This window comes from Micromonospora sp. WMMC264 (genome assembly GCF_027497275.1).
GTDB classification, from domain to species: domain Bacteria; phylum Actinomycetota; class Actinomycetes; order Mycobacteriales; family Micromonosporaceae; genus Micromonospora; species Micromonospora chalcea.
This window is the reverse complement of sequence record NZ_CP114907.1, coordinates 3912066-3935276: the sequence shown is the minus strand read 5'-3', so window position 1 is coordinate 3935276 and position 23211 is coordinate 3912066. Positions and strand designations below refer to the sequence as shown.

General features: G+C 70.2%; 20 protein-coding genes. 5 read left to right on the top strand and 15 right to left on the bottom strand.

The window, feature by feature from the left end:
• Positions 1 to 57: 57 nt before the first annotated feature.
• Together O7542_RS16895 and O7542_RS16890 are read right to left on the bottom strand one after the other, a co-directional pair.
• A complete protein-coding gene (locus O7542_RS16895; protein ID WP_281604862.1) occupies positions 58 to 696 on the bottom strand; it encodes a response regulator transcription factor in 639 nt (212 codons plus the stop codon).
• Positions 693 to 1913 (bottom strand): sensor histidine kinase, encoded by a 1221-nt coding sequence (locus O7542_RS16890; RefSeq protein WP_069087905.1) that lies wholly within the window; start codon positions 1911 to 1913, stop codon positions 693 to 695. The genes O7542_RS16895 and O7542_RS16890 overlap by 4 nt, the downstream gene beginning before the upstream one ends.
• Before the next feature lie 171 nt (positions 1914 to 2084).
• Between O7542_RS16890 and O7542_RS16885 the strand changes: the two genes are divergently transcribed.
• The 4 genes from O7542_RS16885 (at position 2085) to O7542_RS16870 (ending at position 7203) form a co-directional block, all read left to right on the top strand.
• Entirely contained in the window at positions 2085 to 3176 is a 1092-nt protein-coding gene (locus tag O7542_RS16885) for an ABC transporter permease (RefSeq protein ID WP_210885655.1), read from the top strand.
• Positions 3173 to 3856 (top strand): ABC transporter ATP-binding protein, encoded by a 684-nt coding sequence (locus O7542_RS16880; protein ID WP_064447330.1) that lies wholly within the window; start codon positions 3173 to 3175, stop codon positions 3854 to 3856. The genes O7542_RS16885 and O7542_RS16880 overlap by 4 nt, the downstream gene beginning before the upstream one ends.
• Before the next feature lie 129 nt (positions 3857 to 3985).
• Positions 3986 to 4735 carry an ABC transporter ATP-binding protein gene (locus O7542_RS16875; protein WP_064447331.1) on the top strand — a complete coding sequence of 250 codons (750 nt, stop codon included), beginning with the start codon at positions 3986 to 3988 and terminating at the stop codon, positions 4733 to 4735.
• On the top strand, positions 4732 to 7203 hold the full coding sequence (locus O7542_RS16870; protein WP_210885653.1) for an ABC transporter permease: 2472 nt from the start codon (positions 4732 to 4734) through the stop codon (positions 7201 to 7203). Before O7542_RS16875 ends, O7542_RS16870 begins: the two co-directional genes overlap by 4 nt.
• A 42-nt stretch (positions 7204 to 7245) precedes the next feature.
• Here O7542_RS16870 and O7542_RS16865 read toward each other — a convergent pair whose 3' ends face one another.
• The 5 genes from O7542_RS16865 to O7542_RS16845 form a co-directional block, all read right to left on the bottom strand.
• Entirely contained in the window at positions 7246 to 8028 is a 783-nt protein-coding gene (locus O7542_RS16865; protein WP_281604861.1) for an aminoglycoside adenylyltransferase domain-containing protein, read from the bottom strand.
• A 67-nt stretch (positions 8029 to 8095) separates the two neighbouring features.
• Positions 8096 to 8305, bottom strand: a complete 210-nt coding sequence (locus O7542_RS16860) for a hypothetical protein (protein WP_043325343.1) — start codon at positions 8303 to 8305, stop codon at positions 8096 to 8098.
• 179 nt (positions 8306 to 8484) lie between these two features.
• Entirely contained in the window at positions 8485 to 9795 is a 1311-nt protein-coding gene (locus tag O7542_RS16855; protein ID WP_104114727.1) for a nitroreductase family protein, read from the bottom strand.
• Positions 9792 to 11042, bottom strand: coding sequence for an amidohydrolase family protein (locus O7542_RS16850; RefSeq protein WP_281604860.1), 1251 nt, complete (start codon positions 11040 to 11042; stop codon positions 9792 to 9794). The genes O7542_RS16855 and O7542_RS16850 overlap by 4 nt, the downstream gene beginning before the upstream one ends.
• Positions 11039 to 12019: a hypothetical protein gene (locus tag O7542_RS16845; protein WP_147265147.1), complete on the bottom strand. Its 981-nt coding sequence runs from the start codon at positions 12017 to 12019 to the stop codon at positions 11039 to 11041. Before O7542_RS16845 ends, O7542_RS16850 begins: the two co-directional genes overlap by 4 nt.
• A 445-nt stretch (positions 12020 to 12464) precedes the next feature.
• On the opposite strand from O7542_RS16845, the gene ileS reads away from it, so the two are divergent.
• Positions 12465 to 15584 carry an isoleucine--tRNA ligase gene (ileS, locus tag O7542_RS16840; RefSeq protein ID WP_043325338.1) on the top strand — a complete coding sequence of 1040 codons (3120 nt, stop codon included), beginning with the start codon at positions 12465 to 12467 and terminating at the stop codon, positions 15582 to 15584.
• Between the two features lie 90 nt (positions 15585 to 15674).
• Here the strand turns inward: ileS and O7542_RS16835 are convergent, their stop codons facing one another.
• The 8 genes from O7542_RS16835 to O7542_RS16800 form a co-directional block, all read right to left on the bottom strand.
• Complete coding sequence (locus O7542_RS16835) at positions 15675 to 16199, bottom strand: flavin reductase family protein (RefSeq protein ID WP_281604859.1); 525 nt, start codon at positions 16197 to 16199, stop codon at positions 15675 to 15677.
• A gap of 134 nt (positions 16200 to 16333) precedes the next feature.
• Positions 16334 to 16603, bottom strand: a complete 270-nt coding sequence (locus O7542_RS16830) for a phosphopantetheine-binding protein (protein WP_069087898.1) — start codon at positions 16601 to 16603, stop codon at positions 16334 to 16336.
• 10 nt (positions 16604 to 16613) lie between these two features.
• Positions 16614 to 18185: a class I adenylate-forming enzyme family protein gene (locus O7542_RS16825; RefSeq protein WP_281604858.1), complete on the bottom strand. Its 1572-nt coding sequence runs from the start codon at positions 18183 to 18185 to the stop codon at positions 16614 to 16616.
• Positions 18182 to 19066, bottom strand: a complete 885-nt coding sequence (locus tag O7542_RS16820; RefSeq protein WP_281604857.1) for a hypothetical protein — start codon at positions 19064 to 19066, stop codon at positions 18182 to 18184. The genes O7542_RS16825 and O7542_RS16820 overlap by 4 nt, the downstream gene beginning before the upstream one ends.
• 37 nt (positions 19067 to 19103) lie before the next feature.
• Positions 19104 to 19892, bottom strand: a complete 789-nt coding sequence (locus tag O7542_RS16815; protein ID WP_281604856.1) for a hypothetical protein — start codon at positions 19890 to 19892, stop codon at positions 19104 to 19106.
• Positions 19893 to 19914: 22 nt separating this feature from the next.
• Entirely contained in the window at positions 19915 to 21093 is a 1179-nt protein-coding gene (locus tag O7542_RS16810; protein ID WP_281604855.1) for a YcaO-like family protein, read from the bottom strand.
• Positions 21094 to 21103: 10 nt separating this feature from the next.
• Positions 21104 to 22033, bottom strand: a complete 930-nt coding sequence (locus O7542_RS16805; protein ID WP_064447342.1) for a nitroreductase family protein — start codon at positions 22031 to 22033, stop codon at positions 21104 to 21106.
• Complete coding sequence (locus O7542_RS16800; protein WP_281604854.1) at positions 22033 to 23187, bottom strand: hypothetical protein; 1155 nt, start codon at positions 23185 to 23187, stop codon at positions 22033 to 22035. The genes O7542_RS16805 and O7542_RS16800 overlap by 1 nt, the downstream gene beginning before the upstream one ends.
• Between the last annotated feature and the right edge of the window lie 24 nt (positions 23188 to 23211).

Genomic DNA, 23211 nt, shown 5'->3' with positions numbered 1-23211 from the left:
CTGCTCAATCGCTGACGCCGGTAGCCGGCGCGGCCGACGACCCGCACCTGCCCGGGGTCAGCGGCGGATGAGGCCGAGTTCGGTGGCGGTGGCGACGGCAGCGGTACGCGACTCGACGCCGAGCTTGGCGTAGATGCGGGCCAGGTGGGACTTGACGGTGCCCTCGGTCAGGTGCAGGCGGGCGCCGATGCTGTGGTTCGACAGACCGTCGGCGACCAGGGCGAGGACCTCGGTCTCGCGTCGGGTCAGGGCGGTGCTCGGCGTACGCAGGCGGTTCATCAACCGGTTCGCGACGGTGGGCGCCAGCGTGGTGCGTCCGGCGGCGGCGGTGCGGACAGCGGCGGCCAGGTCCTCGGGCGGGGCGTCCTTGAGGAGGTAGCCGGTGGCGCCCGCCTCGATGGCGGGCAGGGTGTCGGCGTCGGAGTCGTACGTGGTGACGATCAGCACGCGCGGCGCTTCCGGGCCGGCGGTGATCCGGGCGGTCGCCTCGGCGCCGCCCATGCCCTTGCCGAACTGCAGGTCCATCAGCACGACGTCGATGTCGCCCGCGGCGGCGCGGGTGACGGCCTCCTCGGCGGTGGCGGCTTCAGCCACGACGACCAGGTCGGGTTCGGTTTCCAGCACGGCGCGCAGTCCGGCCCGTACGACCGGGTGGTCGTCGGCCAGGAGGAGGCGGATGGGAACGTCGTCGGTCACGGTCGGCCCTCGGGCTCGGTCCTGGTGGTCGGGGCGAGGGGAAGCTCGGCGGTCAGGGCGGTGCCCCGGCCGGGCGCGGACGCGACGGCCAGGGTGCCGCCGAGGGCGGCCATGCGGGCGCGCATGGCCGCCAGGCCGAAGCCGCCGCCGTCGACGTCGGGAGCGGGCAGCTGTTCCGGGTCGAAGCCGCGCCCGTCGTCGACGACGTGCAGGGCGATGCGGTCGCCGAGATAGCTGAGGGTGACCTCGGCCGTCGTGGCCCGGGCGTGGCGGACCGTGTTCGCGACTGTGGACTGGGCGATACGCAGGAGCGCCACCTCGTGGGCGGTCGGCAGCGACACGGGGTCGCCGGTGAGGTGGAAGCGGGCGGTGAGGCGGTGGCGGGCGCTGGTGGTGCTGCACAGGCGTTCCAGGGCCCCGGCCAGGGTGGTGCCTTCCAGGGTGGGCGGGGTGAGCGCGGCGACGAAGCGGCGGGCCTCGGCGAGGTTGTCCACGGCGACCTGACGGGCCGCGTCGACGTGACCGGAGGCGGCGTCGGGCCGGCCGGGCAGGGCGCGCTCGGCGGCGCGCAGCAGCAGCTGGATGCTGGACAGGCCCTGGGCGAGGGTGTCGTGGATCTCGCGGGCCAGGCGCTCGCGCTCGGCGAGTACGCCGGCGGTGTGCTCGGCCCGGGCCAGGTCGGCCCGGGTGGCGGTGAGTTCCTCGATCAGCTGCCGGCGCTGTTCGCTCTCCCGGTACAGGGCCTGGTATCCCCACACCACCCCGACGGCGACGGCGGCGCCGAGCGCGGGACCGATCACCGTGGCCGGGGTGAAGGAGCCGGTGTGGGCGCCGAAACCGGCGACGGCCGCCACGGCGGTGACGATCACGGCGGCCAGGCCGGCGCGGCGCGGCAACAGGTGGAGCTGGAGGAAGTACAGCGGGAACGCCACCCAGATCGCGTCGGGGGACAGGCCCAGCAACACCAGCCACACGGCGCCGACGGCGGCCAGCCACCACGCGGCGGCCCGCCGCGAGCGCCGGATGCGGGGGAGGAGCGGCCCGACGGCGTACGCCAGACCGCACGCCACCGCCACCGCCACGATCGATCCGGCGTGCGGCCGGTCGTCGGCCACCGCCCGGCCGGCGGCCAGGACGAGCAGGCCGATGATCAGCAGGTGCAGGCACCAGGCCAGGGCTCGGGTGGTCGGGGTCAGGGCAGGGGCAGCGGTGCTCACAGTGCGTCCCACGTTACCGAGGCCGGCGCCCCGGGGGCCTCTATCGAAAGTTAGAACCCGGGCCTCGCCTTTCGGCCCGCGAAGTGCTGTCCCACGCCGGACGCGCGCGCCGGCGCCGGCCGCGATCGTGGATGCATACCGTTCCACCGCCCGAAAGGACAGGCCACTGCCGTGTTCGTCGCCTGGAGAGACCTGAAGTTCGCCAAGGGGCGCTTCGCCCTGATGGGGACCGTCATCGTGCTGATCACCCTGCTGGTCGGGCTGCTGTCCGGGCTGACGGCCGGACTGGGCCGGCAGAACATTTCCGCCATCACCGGCCTGCCCGCCGACAGGATCGCCTTCCAGGCGCCCGGCGACGGCCAGGACGTGTCCTACTCCAACTCCACTGTCACCGAGCGGCAGTGGCAGCAGTGGGCCGAGGCCCCCGGCGTGACCGGCGCCGAACCGCTGGGCATCACCACGACCAGGGCCACCGCCGGAAACCGGAGCGTCGGGGTCTCCGCCTTCGGCGTCCGGCCCGGCTCCCGCCTGGCCCCCGACAGCGGCCGGATCGACGACCGCTCGGCGGTGCTGTCCACCAAGGCCGCCGCCGACCTCGGTGTGCGGGCCGGCGACTCCGTCACCCTGGCCGGGCAGCAACTGACAGTGGCGGCCGTACGCGGCGACGCCTCCTTCAGCCACACCCCCGTGGTGTGGATCAGCCTGGACGTGTGGCAGAAGAGCGCGCCTCCCACCGGCACCGGCGACGGCAGCCAGACGGCCACCGTCGTCGCCCTCACCATCACCGCGGACGCCGACCTGGGAGCCACCGACCGGCAGGCGGGCACCAGGACGGTCTCCGTGGCCGACTCGCTGTCCGCGATCGGCTCCTACACCTCCGAGAACGGCTCCCTGCAGCTGATGCGCGGCTTCCTGTTCGCCATCTCCGCCCTCGTCATCGGTGCCTTCTTCACCGTCTGGACCATCCAGCGCAGCGGCGACGTCGCAGTGCTCAAGGCACTCGGCGCCCCCACCGCCAACCTCCTCAAGGACGCCCTCGGACAGGCCGTCGTCCTGCTCACCGGCGGCACCCTGCTCGGCACCGGCATCGCCGCCGCGCTCGGCGCCCTCGTCGCCGGGTCCACGGTGCCGTTCCTCCTCACCCCGGTAACCGTCCTCCTTCCCGCGGCCGTGATCGTCGTCCTCGGCGCCCTCGGCGCCGCTCTGGCCATCCGCCGCATCACCTCCGTCGACCCGCTGACCGCCCTGGGGAGCGCCCGATGAGCCTGAACCTGACCGACGTCACCCTCACCTACCCCGACGGCGAGGGCCGCCTGACCGCCCTCGACCGCGTCACCCTGGACGTACCCAAGGGCAGCCTGACCGCCGTGATCGGCCCCTCCGGCTCCGGCAAGTCCAGCCTCCTCGCGGTCGCCGCAACCCTCATCACCCCCGACTCCGGCACCGTCACCATCGACGGCACCCCCACCACCGGAATGACGCGGGGCGAACTCGCCGACCTGCGCCGCCACAAGATCGGCATCGTCTTCCAGCAGCCCAACCTGCTGCCCTCCCTCACCGCCGCCGAGCAACTCCAGGTGATGGTCCAGATCGACGGCCGCCCACCGGCCGGAGCCCGTACCCGCGCCGTGGAACTCCTCGACGCGGTCGGCCTCGCCGGTCAGGCCGACCGCCGGCCGCACCAGCTCTCCGGCGGCCAGCGCCAGCGCGTCAACATCGCCCGCGCCCTGATGAACGACCCCACAGTCCTGCTCGTCGACGAACCCACCAGCGCGCTCGACCACGAACGCGGCGCCGCCGTCATCGAGCTGATCACCCGCCTCACCCACCAGCAGAGCACCGCCACCGTCCTGGTCACCCACGACCGCACGAACCTCACCGCCGTCGACCAGATCGCCGAGGTCCACGACGGCCGCCTCCACCTTTCGGCGCCGGCCCGCTGAGATACGGGTCGGAGGTGGTGCCTGCTGTACCCGGACTGGGCAGCCCGCTGGATGGTCGCCGTTCCCCCAGCTCAATAGCGTTTCTGGTGCGCGCAGTTCCTGCCGAGCACACGGAGAGAGGCCACCAGAATGGGACAGACCGTCGAACCGGCGGTACGCGTCGAACAACTCACCCGCGTGTACGGCGCCGGCCGCAACCAGGTGACCGCGCTCGCGGGCGTCGACGTCAGCTTCGGCCGGGGAACCTTCACCGCGGTGATGGGACCGTCGGGCTCCGGCAAGAGCACGCTGCTGCAGATCGCGGCCGGGCTCGACCGCCCCACGAACGGCCGGGTGGTCCTCGGCGGCACCGACCTGTCCGGGCTGTCCGAGACGCGCCTGACCGAGCTGCGGCGTACCCGGATCGGGTTCGTCTTCCAGGCGTTCAACCTGATCGGCGCGCTCACCGTCGAGGAGAACATCGTGCTGCCCCTGCGTCTGGCCGGCGTCCGTCCGGACCGGGCCTGGCTGACCCACGTGGTCGAGCGGGTCGGCCTCGCCGACCGGCTGCACCACCGGCCGGCGGCGCTCTCCGGCGGCCAGCAGCAGCGGGTGGCGATCGCCCGGGCGCTGGCCACCCGCCCCGAGGTCATCTTCTCGGACGAGCCCACCGGCGCCCTCGACTCGCGGACCGCGACGGAGGTGCTGACGCTGTTACGCGCGGTCGTGGACGAACACGGGCAGACGGTGGTGATGGTGACCCACGATCCGATCGCCGCGTCGTACGCGGACCGGGTCCTCGTGCTGGCCGACGGCGCGATGGTCGCCGACCTCCCGCAGCTCGGCGCCGTCCGGATCGCCGAGCACCTGGCGTCGCTGGACGGGCGGGTCCTCCGATGACCGGCCTCGCCGCCCGCCTGCTGCGGCACCGCACCGGCCCCGCCGCCGCGACCCTGCTGGCCCTGATCGTCGGCGTGCTGATCCTGGTGGCGATGGGCACGCTCGTCGAATCGGGGCTGCGGTTCCGCCCAGAGCCGCGGCTCTGGGCGAGTGCCGACGTGGTCGTCGCCAACCGCACGATCAGCCACACGTTCCGGGAGTTCGACGGTGACACCACCACGAGCACCGTGGCGCTGCCCGAGGGCGGCACCGTGGACGCCGACCTGGTGGACCGGATCCGCCGGGTGCCGGGCGTCGTGGCCGTCACCGGCGACGACCGGGTGCCGATCGGCTCACCCGCAGCCGTGGGACACGGCTGGGACACGTACGTCTTCACCGGTCGTCGCCTCGCCGCGGGCGCCGCGCCCCGGACCGACGACGAGGTGGTGGCCGACACCCGGCTCGGGGTGTCGCCCGGCGACCCCATCGAGCTGGTCGTCGGCGGAATCAACCGGTCGTACCGGGTGAGCGGAACCGCCGAGACCGGTACGGCGGCGGTGTTCTTCACCGACGCGCAGGCCGCGCGCCTGTCCGCCCACCCGGGCCGGGTGGACGCGATCGGCGTACGGATGGCGCCCGGCGCCGACCTCGGCGCGGTGCGCGAGATCGCGACGGCGGCCGGCGCCACGATGTACGCCGGAAAGGACCGCGGGAAGGCCGAGCAGTCGGAGAACCTGGCCGCCCAGAGCCTGCTGGTCGGGGCCGGGGCGGCCTTCGGCGGGTACGTCGTCCTGTTGATCGTGTTCGTGGTGGCCGGCACCATCGGGCTGTCCGTCCGGCACCGTCGACGTGACCTGGCGTTGCTGCGCGCGGTCGCCGCCACGCCGGGGCAGGTGCGCCGCATGCTGGTCGCCGAGGCCGCGCTGCTCGCCCTGGCCGGCTCCGCGATCGGCGGCCCGGCCGGCCTGCTGGCGGCCCGCTGGGTGCACGGCGAACTGGTCGGGCGCGGGTTCGTGCCGGCCGGCTTCCCGATGGCGGGCGGTCTGTTCGCGGTGCCGGCCGCCATCGGTACGGCCGTCCTGGTGGCGGTGGTCGCCGCGCTGATCGCCGCGCGCCGGGTCACCGCCATCAAGCCGATCGAGGCGCTCGGCGAGATCGCCGTCGAGCCCCGGCGCAGCGGCCCGGCACGGATGATCGCCGGCATGCTGACGCTGATTGCGGCCGGCAGCGCCGGGGCGTTCACGCTCGGCGGCGCCGGGTCGGCCGGGGCGCTGGCCGGCGCGGTCGGCATGCTCTACCTGTTCGTCATCGCGGTGGCGCTGCTCGCACCGATGATCAACGCCTACGCGGCACGCCTGCTCACCCCGGTGCTGCCGCGCATCTGGCGGGCCGGCGGCTACCTGGCCGCAGCCAACCTGCGGGCCAACGCGCAGGGCATGGCCACCGTCCTGACCGCCCTCGTGCTGTCCGTCGGGTTCGGCGGCTCGGTCTGGTTCCTGCAGGACAACCTGGAACGGCAGACCGCCACGCAGAGCAGCGCCGGAACGCTCGCCGAGCGGGTGCTCACCGCTCCGGGCGGACTGCCGGCGGACGCGGCGCGGGAGATCCGCGAGCTGGCCGGGGTGCAGGCGGCCACCGGGGTACGCCGCACCCAGGTCGTGGTGCGGGCGCTCGGCGGCATCGAGCCGGTCGGCGCGCAAGCGGTCGACCCGGAGGGCCTCACGTCGACGATGGACCTCACCGTGCGCAAGGGCACCCTGGCCGACCTGCGCGCCGGTACCGTCGCACTGTCCACGATGCAGGCTTCCTCGTCCGGCTGGGACGTCGGCGACAAGGCGGAACTCTGGCTGGGCGACGGCACCCCGGTCACGTTGGACGTGATCGCGATCTACGACCGTGGCCTGGGCTTCGGCGACGTCACGGTGGCCGCCGAGACGGTCGCCGGGCACACCGCGGCGAACACCGTCGACGAGGTGCTGGTCCGCGGCGGCCCGGACGCCGGCACCGCGTTGGCCACGTGGGCGGCGGCGCGGCCCGGCGCCGAGATTCTCGACGCCGCCACCCGTACGCGCCTGCTCAGCACCGATCTGGCGCTCGGCGCCTGGCTGAACCGGCTGCTGATCGGCGTGATGGTCGGGTACGCGGCGCTGGCGGCGGCCACCACGATGGTGATGGCGGCGCTGGCCCGCCGCCGCGAGCTGGCGTTGCTGCAACTCGTCGGGGTCACCCGCCGTCAGATTCGCGGGATGGTCCGGGCCGAACAGGCCGGGCTGCTCGGCACCGCGGTGCTGATCGGCGCGACGATCGCGGTGCTGACGCTGGCCGCGATCGTCAACGGACTGACCGGCAGCCCGATCCCGTACGTGCCGCCGCTCGGGTGGGCGGCGGTGCTCGGCGGTACGGCACTGCTGGCGCTGGTGAGCACGGTGTGGCCCGTCCGGCGGCTGCTCGGCGCTCCGCCGATCGACAACATCGGCCTGAAGGAGTAGGTCCATCGGGACGTGCGGCAGCCTGATCGTCAGGGCGTCGAACTACAGGTGTCCGCCGGATGCTTCCGCCTTGCGTTCCTCGGCCAGGACGGTGGCGCTGACCTCGTGCACGAACGCCCGGACCTCGTCGAACCGGCCGGGATCGCTGTCGTGGCCGGAGTCGTACCACCAGTCGCGCGCCCAGACGATCAGGTCCGCCCATCGCGGCAGGACGTCGGCGGTCTGCTCGGCGGCCTGCCGCTTGGACAGTTGCCGCCCGTCGCACAGGCGCTGGTAGGCGCGGCAGAGCGTGAGCACCGCGTACGACTGGGCTCCGGGTGGGGTCATGTCGAGCACCCAGTCCGGCCAGTCGCGCACGTGGTCCCGCAGGGCGGCGCGCACGAGGCCGGGTTCGACGGCGGGCAGCAGCCCGCCGGCCGGCGGTCCCAGCAGCGTACGGCCGTAGTCGTGCACGGCGGCCCAGGTCACGACGCGGTGGGTGGTGGCGGGCAGCAGGTGCAACGACTCCCCGGGACTGATCCGGGCGATCACGTGGTCCCGGCCGGGAACGAGGCGTACCGCGTCCAGTGACACGTATTCCACCTCGATCCGGCCGGCCCACAGCGGGTGCCGCCGGTCGAGGTCCGCGTGCAGTTCGGCGAGGACGCCGAGGAGCTTCTCGTCCGGGTCCCTCGCGAGCACCGCGAGCAGGTCGAGGTCGCTGCGGTTCATGTCGAAGTCGCCTGCCACGAGCGACCCGTGCACGTACAGGCCGAGAAGGTCGTCCGTCAGCGTGCGGCGCCACGCCTCGCGGAGGTCGGAGAGAACCGTGTCGGGTGGGACCACCGGGTGATCCTGCACGGTGGATCACCGCGGGGCCACCGATAAAACCGGCCCGCACCGCCGGTCGTGCCTACGTGCTCGGCGGGTTGCGGTGCCGCTCGGCGAGGCCCGACGCGATCTGCCGCTGCGCGTCGTGCCGGTGCTGGTCGGCGCCGGCCTGGCGAACCGCGGCCGGATCCTCGTCCGACGGGCGCCTCGTCCGGTCGCGGCGGGCGACGAAGACGACGAGCGCGAGCACCACCACCACGATCACCGCGAGCGACACCAGCATCGTTCTCATGCCGTCGACGCTACGGCGTACGCGCCAGCCCCGCCGTGGTGACGGTCGGAGGGCTGCTGCGTTCGCCGCAGAACGGCAGGCTCACGTGTCGTGATCGATGACGTCGCGCAGCGAAGCCGGGCCGTTCCGCCGATGACCGACTCCCGGCCCGGCGAATGAACGCCCGGTCTCCCGGGGCGTCATTCGCCGGCTCGTTCGGTCCCTTTTGGCCGCCCCAGCACTGCCTCACCGATGACGGCGCCGGTTCGGATGCCCTCTCCCAGTCCCGCGGTCGTCGCGAAACCTCCACCCATCGGGCAGAAGGACAGCCCTCGATCGGCGCTCACCAGGGCCATGGCCTGGAGCGCGGCACCCACCTCTTTCAACGCGGTCGCATAGACTATGGAGTCGTAGGAACGGGCGGGGCGGGCGTAGTCGAGCACGAACAGCACCATCGCCTGAATCGACGTGTGCGGGATGCCCGTCAATCGATGGGCGAGGCCCAGCCACCGGTCGATCGCCGGCGCGGGTCCTGACGCCGGCGCGAGTTCGTGGCTCACGGCGTCGTATTCATATGCCCCGCGTTCCAGGTCATGGGCCGAAGCCGCGATGACGACGGCGGACAGCCCCGACAGCGCCCCGCCGGTCGGCATCGAACGCCACGCTCGCTCGCTCGCGACGGTACGCTCCAAGCGGCGAATCCGAAGTGACGCATCGAGGACGGCGCTGATCTCCGCGCTCCCGATGGGCGGACCGCCATGGTCGCGCAGCGATGACCTGGCGGAAATCGCCTCCTGGAGCGTCATGCCCTCCTGTGAGCGGTCGTCGTGGCCGAGAGCGATGCGCTCCGCTGTCATCGGGCGCCTGACCGGGTTGTCGATCTCCCAGTGAGTTGTTCCGATCTTGGCACCGTACAGCCCGAAGCTCGTGTCCAGGCGCGTCGCCCCGTGGAAGAGTGAATCGTGAAACTCCCACTCCTCCGAATGCTGGTTCCTCCCGGTGACCAACAGGCCGGCCCGGCTCAGCAGGTCGAGCAGTTCGCTCTCCGGGGCAGAGTCGACCTCGACATCCGCCCGTGCGATCAGACGTGCGGCGAACTCGACGGCCCATGTCGAGGTCAGGACGACGCGATCTGCCGAGTTCCCGCCGGCCAGTTCCGGTCCGTCGGGACCGAAGCGCATGTGGGCCGACGGAAGGGCGCGAACCGGCCGCACGTACGGCGACGGCGGGGAGTGGCGGACCCGGCGGGCGCCCGGTTCATGCCGCGCGAGTACGTGCTGTTCACGGACGACTTCTACGCCGAGGACGCCGCGGGCGTCGAGTTTGGCCAGCTCCTCGCCACCTCGCGAGGTGAGCTCCCGGGCGGACGACAGCCCGCCGACGGCCGCGACGATCTCCCTGCCGACCTCGGGCGGCATGCGGACGGTCATCCGGCGGCCGCTGTGGGTCAACGCGAGGCCGTCGGCGTCCGGTTCGATGCTCCACCCCGCTGCCGGGGCCCAGCGCCTCATGAGGTCGACCCGATGGGCGGAAGGACTGTGCCCGGAGCGGAGGACACCGCCATTCCGTGTAGCCGCGACAGTGTGTCCAGGCGAACGAGACGCCCGGCCTGGATCACGGCTTCGACCTCTCTGCACGCGGATATGTCGACGAGCGGATTCGCGCGGAGCAGAACGACGTCTGCCACCGTGCCATCGCTCAGGGAGCCCAGATCCGGACGACGGAGGGCCTCGGCTGCCCTGCACGTCGCCGCCGCGAGCGCTTCGTGCGGGGAGGCGCCCCAGTCAACCATGGCCTCCAGCTCGGACGGCAGGGAGTCGAAACCCACACCGGCGGCTCCGGCGTCCGTCCCCGCGATGAGGGTGACGCCGGCCGCCAGAGCTCGCTCGAAGCTGCGTCGTGCCTCCGGGAGTTGACTGACGGCCATCTCCACCAGACTTTTGCCTCCCTGCCGGATCCAGAGCTGCGGACGCCTCACTATCGATTGGAGCGCTACAGCGGTGGAGCAGAGGGCGGTGCCTTGTTTCGACATCGCACCGGCAGCGGCCTCCGATATCGCGAAGCCGTGCTCCAAGGTGTCGCAGCCGGCTTCCACGGCCGCGTCGATCGAACGCTCCGAGAAGTTCGCGTGTACGGCTACGGGGATGTCCAGCCAACGGGCCTCGGCGACCGCCTCCCTCAGTTCCTCCGGCCGGAGTTCCATCCGGCGCGCCGCGCTGCGCATCACCAGCTTGATCACATCCGCGCCGTCGGCGGCGTTTCGACGCACGAGCGCGCCGATGGATCCGGCTCCTTCGGACTCGACACCGAGCCAGCTTCCGTGCCCGCCGACTGCGGTGATGACCGGACCGGCGACGAACGGCCTGGCCCCGACGAACAAGTCCCGGGCCCAGGCGTTGCGGATGGAGTACCCGAGGTCACGCGGAGCACCCAGGTCGCGGATCGTCGTGATCCCACTGCGCAGCGCAGTCGCCAGATTCGCGACAGCCGTCAGCGTCATGGTGGTGGCCGAGATGTCCGACCAGCTCGACGCGGTCCGGCCATGAGGATCGCTGGTCGCGTGGACGTGCATGTCGATGAGCCCGGGAACGGCGAACAAACCGGTGCCGTCGAGGTGTGGGAGGTCGGCATCTGCGGTGGTGCGTGTGCTGACTGAACCGGAGATGATCGACAACGAGCCGAGGGTGGTGGTGCCGGAATCCGGATCGATGACGGTGCAGCCGGCAATGGTGAAATCCGCGGTCGGCGTGGCCGTCACGACGATCCTTCGGAGACGCGGGCAGCGCGCACTGCCTCCCCGTGCCATCCCCGCGCGCGCGACAGATTCACGGCCAAGTCCACCAGTTCGTCCGCCTCCCGGCCGCGGCCGGCCATGTGGTGCCAGCGCGCCAGCTCTGCCAGCGCGAGGATCCGGGCGCCCAGGTAGGCGTGCCGGCCGGTGCCCGTATCAACAGGCGACGTCATGGCGTCGGTCGCCTGACGGACGGCAGCGAGCAGCCATGACTCCGGGTCTGGAGCGATGCCCACCAGCGCCTCGAGCGCGTTCGCCTCGTCCTCGGGCACCTCGCGGGAAGCGGCTAGGGCGATTCCCGGCGCGAGGTAGGCGTAGACCGGCTCACGGTGGGCGCCGGTAAGCCGGACGTGGTCGAAGTATCGTCCTGTCGCTTGAAGGGCGGCGCGGGCCGAGTCGTGACGTGCGGCGGCGAACGCCTGGTGCGACAGGATGAAACCGAACTGGCGGAACGCCTTCGAGGCGAGTTCGGTGTCGCCGCCGTCGCGAACCTGACGGAGGAGATCTGTCGCGTGCTCGTACGAGGACCAGGCGCCCGCGACGTCACCGGATGCCAACTGGACGTATCCCATGTTGTGCCACGACTGGGCGGCAGCCATCAGATCTCCGGTGCCGAGGCGCACCTGGATCGCCTCGCGGAAGTCGTTCACGGGCGGATCGTCGTCGAAGTGGTGAAACCGCCATACGCCGATGGAGTGGCAACATTCGGCGAGAGCCGACAGGGCCTCCGAATCACGGAGAAGATGTCTCGCTGTCTCCGCCAGCTTGATTGCCTCCGCCCCTCTGCCCTGCTTCTCCACCGCCCACGCCGTGTTGAGCAGTGCTCGCCCCTCCCCGGCGACATTCGCGGAAGCGGCGCATTCCGAAGCGGTCCGGGAAAACCGTTCCTCTGCCTCGACGTAGCGAGCGGGATCGTCCAGACCTAGCTGAGCTGGCGTGAACAAGGGCGGTCACCTCGACGTCGTCGACTGATTGTTGAGATTGACGCCGATCGTAGCGTTCGGGTGGCTTGTTCACGAGGGTGTGCGACCTGTCGGCAGTTGATGCGCGCCGTGCCTGTGAGGCGCGTTCACCACCCACTTTCGCGTCCGTCATCCTCCTTGCCGCCGCCATCGGCCGAACGGCGCGATGGGCTACACTGGCCCGGAAAGGCGTCGATAGGGACGAGTACCACTGCACGCAGCCAGCAGAGACCCGGGGATGGTGGAAGCCCGGGGGTGTGCGCAGCGGGAAGATCACCCTGGAGCCGTCGGAAGAAAGGCGTCACGCCGAGTAGACCCGACCACAACTTAACGAGAGGGCCGCGCGCTGTGGCCAAGGAGGGTGGTACCGCGGGGCCCGGGCCTCGTCCCTCCACCGAAGTTCGGTAACCGCTTCGTTGGAGGATCCATGTACCGCGCTGTGCCCGCGCAGGCGAGCTTTCCCGATATCGATCACGGCATCCTCAAATTCTGGAGTGATCGTAAGGTCTTCGCCCTCAGCCTGGAAAGATCGCAGGGGCGGCCGGAATGGGTCTTCTACGAGGGTCCCCCAACGGCGAACGGTATGCCAGGGGCGCACCACATCGAAGCCAGAGTGTTCAAGGACGTCTTTCCCCGGTACAAGACGATGAAGGGCTTCCATGTCGCGCGGAAGGCCGGCTGGGACTGCCACGGACTTCCGGTGGAACTGGCTGTCGAGCGCGAACTCGGCTTTTCCGGTAAGCGCGACATCGAGGCCTTCGGTATCGCGGAGTTCAACGCCCGGTGCCGCGAGTCGGTGACCCGGCATACCGACGAGTTCGCCCGGCTGACCGAACGCATGGGCTACTGGGTCGATATGGACGACGCCTACCGGACGATGGACCCGGAATACATCGAGTCGGTGTGGTGGTCGCTGAAGCAGATCTTCGAAAAAGGGCTGCTCGTCGAGGACTTCCGCGTGGCGCCCTGGTGTCCTCGTTGCGGGACGGGGCTGTCCGATCACGAGCTCGCCCAGGGGTACGAGGTGGTCACCGACCCGTCGGTGTTCGTGCGGTTCCCACTCACCTCGGGCCCCCTGGCGGGCCAGGCTTCCCTGCTCGTGTGGACCACGACCCCATGGACGCTGGTCTCCAACGTCGCGGTCGCGGTCAATCCCGACGTCACCTACGTCGTAATGACCGACGGCCAGGAGCAGCTCGTTGTCGCGGAGGCGCTGGCGGGCAGCGCACTCGGTGAGGGATGGACCGTCGTCGGCGACTCCTTCAGTGGCAAGGACATGGAACGCTGGACCTACCGGCGGCCATTCGACCTGGTCCAGGTCGAGGACGCGAACTTCGTCATCCTCGGGACGTACGTGACGACCGAGGACGGCACCGGCCTGGTGCACCAGGCGCCGGCATTCGGCGCTGACGACCTCGCCGCGTGCCGTGCGTATGGTCTTCCGATGGTCAACCCCGTCCGTCCGGACGGCACGTTCCAGTCCGACCTCGCGCTCGTCGGCGGCACGTTCTTCAAGAGTGCCGACGCGGTCCTGGTGGCGGATCTCGCCGAGCGGGGACTGCTCTTCCGCGAGGAGGCGTACGAGCACAGCTACCCGCACTGCTGGCGTTGTCACACGGCGCTGTTGTACTACGCGCAGCCGTCCTGGTACATCCGCACCACGGCCATCCGGGAAGCGCTGCTGCGCGAGAACGAGGCGACGACCTGGCAGCCGCAGAACATCAAGTACGGCCGCTACGGGGACTGGCTGAACAACAACGTCGACTGGGCGTTGTCCCGCAGTCGGTACTGGGGCACGCCGTTGCCTATCTGGCGCTGCCCGGACAACCACCTGACCTGCGTCGGCTCGCTGGCCGAGCTGAGCGAGCTGGCCGGGACCGACCTGTCCGAGCTGGATCCGCACCGTCCCTATATCGATGACGTCACCTTCGACTGCCGATGCGGCGCCACCGCGCGCCGGGTGCCCGAAGTCATCGACGCGTGGTACGACTCGGGCTCGATGCCTTTCGCGCAATTCGGGTATCCGCACAAGAACGTCGAACTCTTCGAGAAGCGGTACCCGGCGAACTTCATCTCGGAGGCGATCGACCAGACCAGGGGATGGTTCTACACCCTCATGGCGGTGGGCACCCTCATCTTCGACAAGTCGGCCTACGAAACGGTCGTCTGCCTGGGCCACATCCTCGCCGAGGACGGCCGCAAGATGTCGAAACACCTGGGGAACATCCTCGAACCCATCCCGCTGATGGACGAGCACGGTGCCGACGCGGTGCGCTGGTTCATGGCCGCTGTCGGTTCCCCGTGGTCGGCCCGGCGCGTCGGGCACAACACGCTTCAGGAAGTCGTCCGCAAGACTCTTCTGACCTACTGGAACACCGTGTCCTTCGGGGCGCTGTACGGCCGTGCCGCCGGCTGGTCGCCGTCGGCGGCAGATCCCGCGCCCCGTAGCCGCCCGCTGCTGGACCGATGGCTGTTGTCGGAGCTCAACAGCCTGGTACGCGACGTGGACGCCGCGATGGAGCGCTTCGACACCCACGAGGCCGGCCGGCTGCTGTCCACGTTCATCGACGATCTTTCCAACTGGTACGTTCGCCGCAGCCGCCGGCGTTTCTGGCACGGCGACCCGGCCGCCCTGGCCACGCTCCACGAGACGTTGTCCACCCTGACGCTCCTCCTCGCGCCGATCACACCGTTTGTGACCGAGCGGGTATGGCAGGACCTGGTGGTTCCGGTCACGCCCGGTGCGGCGGAGTCCGTGCACCTCGCCGCATACCCCACCGGCGACCTGTCCCTGATCGACCCGGAACTGTCGGCGCAGATGCTTCTCGTGCGTCGGCTCGTCGAACTCGGCCGCTCCGCCCGCGCCGACTCCGGCATCAGGACGCGCCAGCCGCTGTCCCGCGCGGTCGTGTCCGCGGCAGGTTTCGCCGACCTGCCGGCGGAACTCCTCGCCGAGATCGCGTCGGAGCTCAATGTCGTCTCGGTGGCACCCATCACGGCCACCAGCGGTTCACTCGTGGACACGACGGTGAAGGCGAACTTCCGTCCCCTGGGCAAGAGGTTCGGCAAGGCGGTCCAAGGCGTCGCCGCGGCGATTATGGCGGCCGAGCCGACCGCCCTCGCCAACGCCCTCCGTACGAGAGGTGAGGCGACCGTCGACGTGGACGGTGAGGCGGTGGTCGTCACGGTGGACGAGGTCGTCATCACCGAGACTCCACGTGCCGGATGGGCGGTCGCCAACGACGCAGGTGCGACGGTGGCGCTGGATCTGGACATCACGCCGGAACTCCGCCTCGCCGGGATCGCGCGGGACGTGATCCGCCAGATCCAGGAGGCCCGCAAGGCCACCGGCCTGGAGGTCGCCGATCGCATCGAACTCCGCTACGAGGCGACCGCTGACACCCTGACGGCGTTGACGGAGCATCAGAAGCTGGTGGCCGACGAGGTGCTCGCGACGGACTTCACCCTCGGGCGGCCGACGTGGGCAGACGCGACGTCCTTCACCGACGAGACGCTCGGCCTGACGTTCTGGCTGCGTAAGGCATGAGGAGCGCCGGGGCCACGAGCACGCCGCCCGTTCGGCCGTGCGTCGTGGCCCCGGCCCTTCGTATCGGCCGGCGGCGGGCCGAGCGGCGGGTCAGCGAACCCCGTGGACGTCCGTGGCCAGAACACTGAACCGCCCGGTGTGGAACACCAGTGCGTCGGTGCGGTCGCCGTGGCCGATGTCCAGCACCGAGCCGAGGAATATGGAGTGGTCACCGCCCTCGTACACGGCGGCGAGCTCGCACTCCACCCAGCCGAGGTTGCCCTCGATGATGGGGGAGCCGGTGTGCTCGCCGGGCCGGAAATCGACGGTACGGAACTCCCGCTCGTCGCGCGGCCGGCTGGGACTGGCGAAGTAGCGCGCCAGTTCTTCCTGTCCTGCGGCGAGGATCGACACCGCGAACATCCCGTTCGTCAGGATTGTGCTGTGCATTGCGGCGGACTGCTTGACGCACACCAACACCATCGCCGGGTCGAGCGAGACCGACGTGAACGCGTTGGCGGTCATGCCGTGCGGGAGTTCCCGCCCGGACGTCACCACCGTGACGCCCGTGGCGAACGCACCCATCACCGCCCGCATGTCGACGTGACGGTCACCGCCGCAGCGGTCGCGGGACACGGGCTTCTGCTTCGCGGCTGTCACCGTTCACCTCTTCCGTCAGCCACCGGGGCCGTCAGCACGTCGCGCATCATCCACAGCGCTCCCTTCCCCGTCAGGTGAGTGGTCGGCGGCATGCGCGCACCGGCCTCGGCTCAGTCGCCGGAGCCGGCATCGATCGCCGACCGGGTGGAACTCCTCGCCACTATCTGCTCGGCGGTCGCTCGTATCGTCAGCCAGCCGACGTTCGCGGGGTCGTCGAAGCCGGCGTCGGGGAAGGTTCCTTCCAGCCGCGCCAACAGCTCCACTGCGAGGAGGGAGTCTCCACCCGCCGCGATGAAATCGTGGTCGACGTCCACCGCATCCGTCTCCAGCAGTTCCCGCCAGAATCCGCTAACTGTTTCGAGTACCTCAGACGAATCCACGTCGCTCTCCTCAGCGAAGCTCCGAAAGCGTGCCCTCGGCGCGCGCAATCGAATTCTTTAAATCGTTCTTCAGGATCTTGCCGTTCTCGGTCACGGGCATCGATCCGACAGCGAACACGCGGCGCGGTATCTGCTTCGGTGGCAGACGCTCGAGCAGGTGCACGCGAATGTCGTCCAGGCTCGTCCGGCCCGGCCGGAGCACCACGACCGCGGCGACGTACTCACCCAGCCGGGGATGCGGGAGTCCGAGCACGGCCGCGGCCTCGACCATCGGGTGCGAGAGGAGGGCGATCTCGACCGGGCGTGCCGAGAGCTTCTCCCCGCCGACGTTGAGGACGTCAGAGACGCGGTCGCTCAGATGCAGGTTGCCCTCCTCGTCGAGATGACCGATGTCTCCGGTCGCCGTCCAGCCGTCCGGAAGGAAGGTTTTCGAGGGCACTGAGTCGTGCAGGTAGGAGCGGCGTCCGCGGAACCGCGGACAGGACATCTCCACGCGGCCGTGGACGCCCGGGCCGACGACGAGCCCCGTCTCCAGGCTCCTGATGCGGATCCGGGTGCCTCGTGCCGGTCTCCCGACGACATCGGGATCCGCGCCCGCTGACGGCATCTCCACCATCGCGGGCCAAGCCTCGGTGGTTCCGTACGCGTTGACCACCCGAACGGACGGCAGCATCCGGCGGATTCGTTCCACATGAGCCGGATTCAGCGGCGCCGAACCGCAGTGGATTACCTCCAGAGACGCGAGCATCTCACGTTGCGACGAGGTGAGCGTCGTGAGATGTGCCAGCATGGCAGGCGTCAGGAACAACAGGGTGACCTGACAGTCGGCGACCGCCTTGCACACGTCATTGGTGTTGAACTCCGGCAGCGCCGCGACCGCCCTGGTGATGGGATGCGTGAGCCCGGGCCCGTCGATGCCCTGGAACGGGGCGTACAACATCATGAGCGCGGCCGCCGTACCGATCGGGAAGGCGTGCAGGATCGGCGGGCCGATGCCGCCGTGAGCGGACGGCGGGCGGGCGTAGACCTCCGTGAAGAGCGCGTGCGGCGTCACGACCGCCTTGGGCAGGCCGGTCGTGCCGGACGTGTAGAGGATGTCGGCCGTCTGCTCGGGGCTGGTCGTCGCCGGCGGGGGAACCCGGTCCCCACAGCGCGGAGGCTCGACCGGAAGAACCTGATACGGATCGCCGCCCGGGCCGTTCCCCACCGGCGACGGGTCCGCAGCGATCCATGCGGAGATGCCGGCGTCCTGGGTGATGAAGTCGCGGACGGACGCCGGAGCTCCCGCCGAGACGGTGACAGTGACCGCGCCCAGCCGTTGCACCGCGAAGTAGGCGACGCACAGATCGATCCAGTGCCTGCGGTCGAACAGCAGACCGACACGCATGCCACTGGTGATCCCTGCCTCGGAAAGGCGCGCGGCCAGCGCCACCGAGTCGTGCAACCACTCCGCGAAGGTGAGACCACGCACGAACGGTTCGACCAGCGCGAGGCGGTCGGGAACCTCCCCGGCGACGCGCTCGAGCAGCCCGAACGTCCCCGTGCAACGGTCCGTCGCGCCACCTGCCCCTCTCGTCGTCACGGTGCCACCCGGGTCGCGACGTATCGGTGGCCGGCGCCCTCCTCGTCCGCGACGTAGGCGGCCGCGAGGTGATGGACGAACGGCCGGAGGCCGAGCGCTGACAGAAGAGCGGGGTCGGTGAAGCCCGTGCGGGTGGTCGAGCTGACGCCCTTGGCGCGAAGAGCGCGAGCGACTTCCGCGCTCAGCCGTCCGCCGTCGACGAGGAAGCCGCGGAACGCCTTCTCGTGGCGATAGCGTCTCCGGTAGGCGGCGAGATCGCCGAAGACCCCGATGGCGAGGGGAGCCAGGACGTCAAGTCGCGGATCCGCCGCGGCGTCCATGGACGCCAGGCGGACTCCTGAACCGTACGAGGCGGGGTCGGCCACAGTGACCAGGACGCGACCGTCCACGCGCGACACGATCAGTAGCCCGTGGGCCGCTCCGTAGCTGTAGAGCAGCTCGGCCGGGTGCACCGCCTCGCGCAACCGCCGGCGATTGGCGCGCACCCGGGTGAGAGCGGTCCAGACCACCGCTGCCCACGGTTCGGGAATCTGCTCCCGGCGACCCTGGGGGGCAGCCGGCTCGCGCAGGGCATCGAGGTCGTCTTGCGAGAACAGCCGCAGCGCCGATGCCCGGAGGCCACCAGTCGAATCCGCTCCGTCGCGAAAATGATCGATTCCGCTCCAGGCATGGTAGCGGCGCACCGGCCCCCACGACGTGCCGTCGGCACCTTCGCGTTCGACCAGGAGACCGAGGCGGATCAACTGCTGTACGGCCGGGTCATCGAACTCCTCGGCGACGACCTGGTGCAGAAGCCGCTCGACGCGGCCCGCGTCCAGGCGCCACGACCGGCCCAGCGCCGGTGCGCTGATCCGGATGGTGTCGGAGCCCTCGTTCTCCATGGTCGTTCCCGCAGCCCACGTGTATGCGGCTCCCATGTCACAGCCCTGCCCAGCAGACAGCACCGACAGCCAACTGTCTGCCGGAGTCCAGCCCGACGACGTCATGGAACCCGGCGAGCACCGCATAGTTGCCGCGCGTCGCCCATCCCAGGTCCGAGCCGTACCCTTCGAGCTCGCCTATCGCGAGTCCTCCGATCCAGAGTTGCTCCATGTACTCGTCGGCAGCGTCCCGCTCGGCGTCGACGGACACTGATACGACGACCGATGCGCCGACGTCGAACTCCGCCCGGCCGTACGCGACCGGAAGAAGGGAGGACAACTCCTCGCCGAGGTCGTGCCGGCTTCTCGGGATCAGCAGGGTCCCGTCCGGGCTGTACCACCCGGGACCCAGTTCGCCGGCGTCGACAACCGCGACGTGGAACCCGACCCCCTTCGCCGCATACCGCCGGCGGCACCGACCCACCGCGCCGAAGAGTTCTGCGGGCGACAGACGTGCCCCGCTCACGACAGGCGGGTAGTGCTCGACCACCGCTCCCATGTTCGACGGGTCGGGAAGCGCCTCGGGCATCGACAGCGTGCGCGGCGACGAGCCGTTCCTCATCGCGTCGCTGACGAGGTCGAAGGCGGCGCCCCATCCGTGCTGCTGCCACGGTGCCCGATCACTGCCGGACGTGGGATATGACCGCCACCCACCCGACTCGAAGACGACGACGGCCTGATCGGTCGGCAGCACCGGCCGGCCTCCGCCATGCCGCGACGCGCCAGGCACCCCGCCGCCGGTGAACGGCGCGTCGGCGATCTGGCGCTCCTCGACGACCGCGGGCACCGGTTCCGCCGGAGTTCCTGGACTAGACAAACGGATGGTCATTGTTCACCCCGCCACCCGAGCGACGGAGGAACGCCTCTACCTCGGACGGGAAGCGCGGAGCGTAAAGCAGCGGGAACGGATTGATCTGGAGATGGAGCAGGGCAGGGACCACCGCGCGAGCGACCACGGCGCCGGCGGCCCATGCCGGGGTGATGTCGCTGTACGCCCAGCGGAACCCCTCTGCGGAGATGGCATCGCCGATCTCGGTCCAGGTACGTCCGCCCGAGGTCGGGCCCTGGGCTTCAGCCACCTGGTCGACGAAGTAGTCGCCCAGGTGGGCGCGCCCGTGCCTCGCCCACCACAGCGCCCGGGTGTTGATGCCCACCGGCCGCTCCTCGGGGTCTCCCCGGCGGAGCAGACGCCAGCCGAGGTGAAAGATGTGCACCGCTTCGATCGCCGCTGAGCGGATCGCATCCGCCGCGTCCGCATGGGCGGCCGACCCGAAGGCCACCTCCGGCAGTCCGTCGCGGGTGCCGACGATGGCGGCCAGCGCGACCTGCAATCCGAAATGGCTGCCGGGCAGCAGCCCGACGACCACGTCAGCCGCACCGCCGAGAATTTCCGCGATGTCGTGAACGGAGTACCGGTCGTCGCCGGGACGGACTCGGGCCGCGCGGCGCCCGGAGTAGACGGCCGCCGCAACGGCGTGCCGTTCCACGACCTCAGTGAGCGCGCGGGTGAGGGCCGTGTCCCAGTCGACCCCGCAGGCGGCGCCGATCGAGGTCATCGGTTTGACGCGGGTCGGATCCGAGTCGTGGACCCGCATCCGCTCGACGTCGGCGGGTACGAACACCTCGCCGGCCGGAGACTGCATCGTCACCCAGGTGTTCTGGGAGTGCGCGTTCCATGCGAACGGGCGGAGCAGCGGCTCTTGCGAGCACTGTTCCGGGCTGAAGGTCGCCCGGTCGTCGAGACGGATGGCCTTCGAGCCGAGCTCGTTCGCGGACGCACGCACAGGTGCGAGGGCTGGCTCGTGCAGCGCGGCGCGCTCGACAGCCTCACCCAGTGCTCTCTCGTCCGCCCGTGCGGGGTCAAGATCCCACGCGACGCCGAGCACGTCGTCGTCCGCCTCGACGACAGAGCCGAAGAGCCCGTCGAAAGGACTCGTGAATCGGACGCATTTCCAATCATCGCGGACGACCGCAGCGGTGAGTGCCATTTTTTGTGGGTCAGCCTTTCCTGCTGGTCTTCCGACCGAAGGTGATGGTGTAGACCGGTGCCTCGTCATCCGAGAGCCCGAGCAACTCCGCCAGCACGTTGTCATTTGTCGCCGGGGTGATCAGCGCGCCGCAGTCGTACGACTCCGCCGCGATGATGAATTTCTGCGCGACTCGACCTACCTCGACGTACAGTTCGCGCAAGGCCCTCTCGTAGGGGAACATTTCCTGGCGGCGGGGGAAGTCGACGATCAGCACGATCGTGGCACTTGCCGTCATGGGTGCCTGCATGCCGCACATCAGATCGGCCATCTCCTGGCGGAAGCTGCCGGAGGTCAGCTGATCGGCTCGCTCGCCGGCGAGGTCGAGAGCCCAGATGCCCGAATCGACGCCGTTGATCGCGTACACGACGGCGGCCATACGCACGCCTGCCAGCGAGCCGGACGGCTCGAAGGGTGCCATGAGCGCGGAGAAGCAGCGGAAGATGGCGGCGACCGTCTCCCGCGACAAGGGCTCCGGCTCGAATTGGCGGGCCGTGCGTCGTCGTACCAGCAGTTCACCGACGCTGACCCCGCCGGTGCCGGCCGTAGTGCCTTCTTCTGCCCAGTTCCACTGCGGCGTCGACGTCGCTGGACGCGTCGGCTGAGCCTGACTGCCGCGTGCCGGATACCGGGCCTCCCGCCTGCTCTCCGAGATCTGCTCGGACCAGTTGAAGTAGTCGAGGCTCGGACGCCACCCGTTCGTGACCCAATCGGTCGAGATCGAATCGAGGTCGTCCGACGGAGACAGTTCGCGGGCCCCGACCTCGGGGGCGTCCGACACGAGTTTCCGGGCGAGTTCGGCGGCGTCGAAGCGGACCGACTGCGCCGACTGGGAGTCTTCGAGAACGGCGGCGTCACGGTCGGGTCGGATGACGAGGAGTGGCGACCATGTCGTGGACATCAATCCCGGCTTTCTGCAGGCTGATCGGCTGCGTGTACGAGAGTCGCTGCGATTGTCGCCTCGACGCGGTGGTCGGTGCCGAGCGCGTCCGCGACCTTTTTGCCGTCGAGGTGCTGGGCATGCCGGACCGCCCAACCGTTCGCGCGGCTCAGGTACTCGGCAGTACCCATGAGGTGGCCCACATCCATGTGCACCGTCCGGAAGGTCCTTGGTTCCCGGTAGCGGTAGCGGTTCCGGGCGAAATAGGAGTTGAAGAATATGAGTGCGTAGGGGCGGTTGTCGTCGGCGATACCCGACAGGTCCGCCAGGTCGCGTGACGAGGCGTCGAGGTGATCCATGCGGTCCAGCGCACCGTCGACGGTCGCGACTTGGTAGACACCGTCGTCGATCCCGTCGACGGCATGCGTGACGACGGAGAACTCCGTCGGATGACGACTACCGCCGGAAGGGCTCGTCTTCCGCAGCAGGTTGGCCGATTCCGCGAACGGCATCCTGGCCTGACGAATCGGTCGGGTCAGCAGGGAGAGCAGCGACGCAAGGCGGTCGTAGTCCAGCGGCTGCGCCGCTACCGCAAGGTTCGTCGCCGCCGAAGCGGTCGCGGGGAACAACTCCGGGGCGGGGTCCGGCAGTGCGTACACCTTCTCCTGGTCGTGCAGCCGGGGCCGGGCCCGATCGACGTCGGGCTGCTGCGCGTTGTACGCGACCATCCGGCGTACGTCCTCCGCGGAGTTGCCGTCAGCCTCGTAGAACTCGAAGGGGTATCCGTAAGTACGCGCGTGATAGTGGGAGGCGGCCCGCCATCCATTCTCGGCCCACGACTCCAGCCACCGCCGCGTCTTGATCGCCTCGGCGTCGTCATCGCGCACCAGGTACTCGTGGGCGACCAGCCACTCGGCGATCAGCTCGGCCCTGCGCACGGAGCCGATCGCCGTCATGATCGGCTCCGACAGGGAATAGATGGTTCCCGGAGCGAAGGCGGCAACGAGCAGACCCGCAGCCGACGCGGGAACCTTGTGTCCGTTCAACCTGTCGTCTCGGCTGATGAGCCACAGGTCACTGGCCGCCGGCTCGATGCGCACAAGAGGGTGCGCGCGATACGTTGCGGAACGGGCGTCGGTGCCGTTTTCTGCGGCAGCCTCAGCTAGCGTCTCCAAAGCAGGGTCCTATCTCTTGTACGC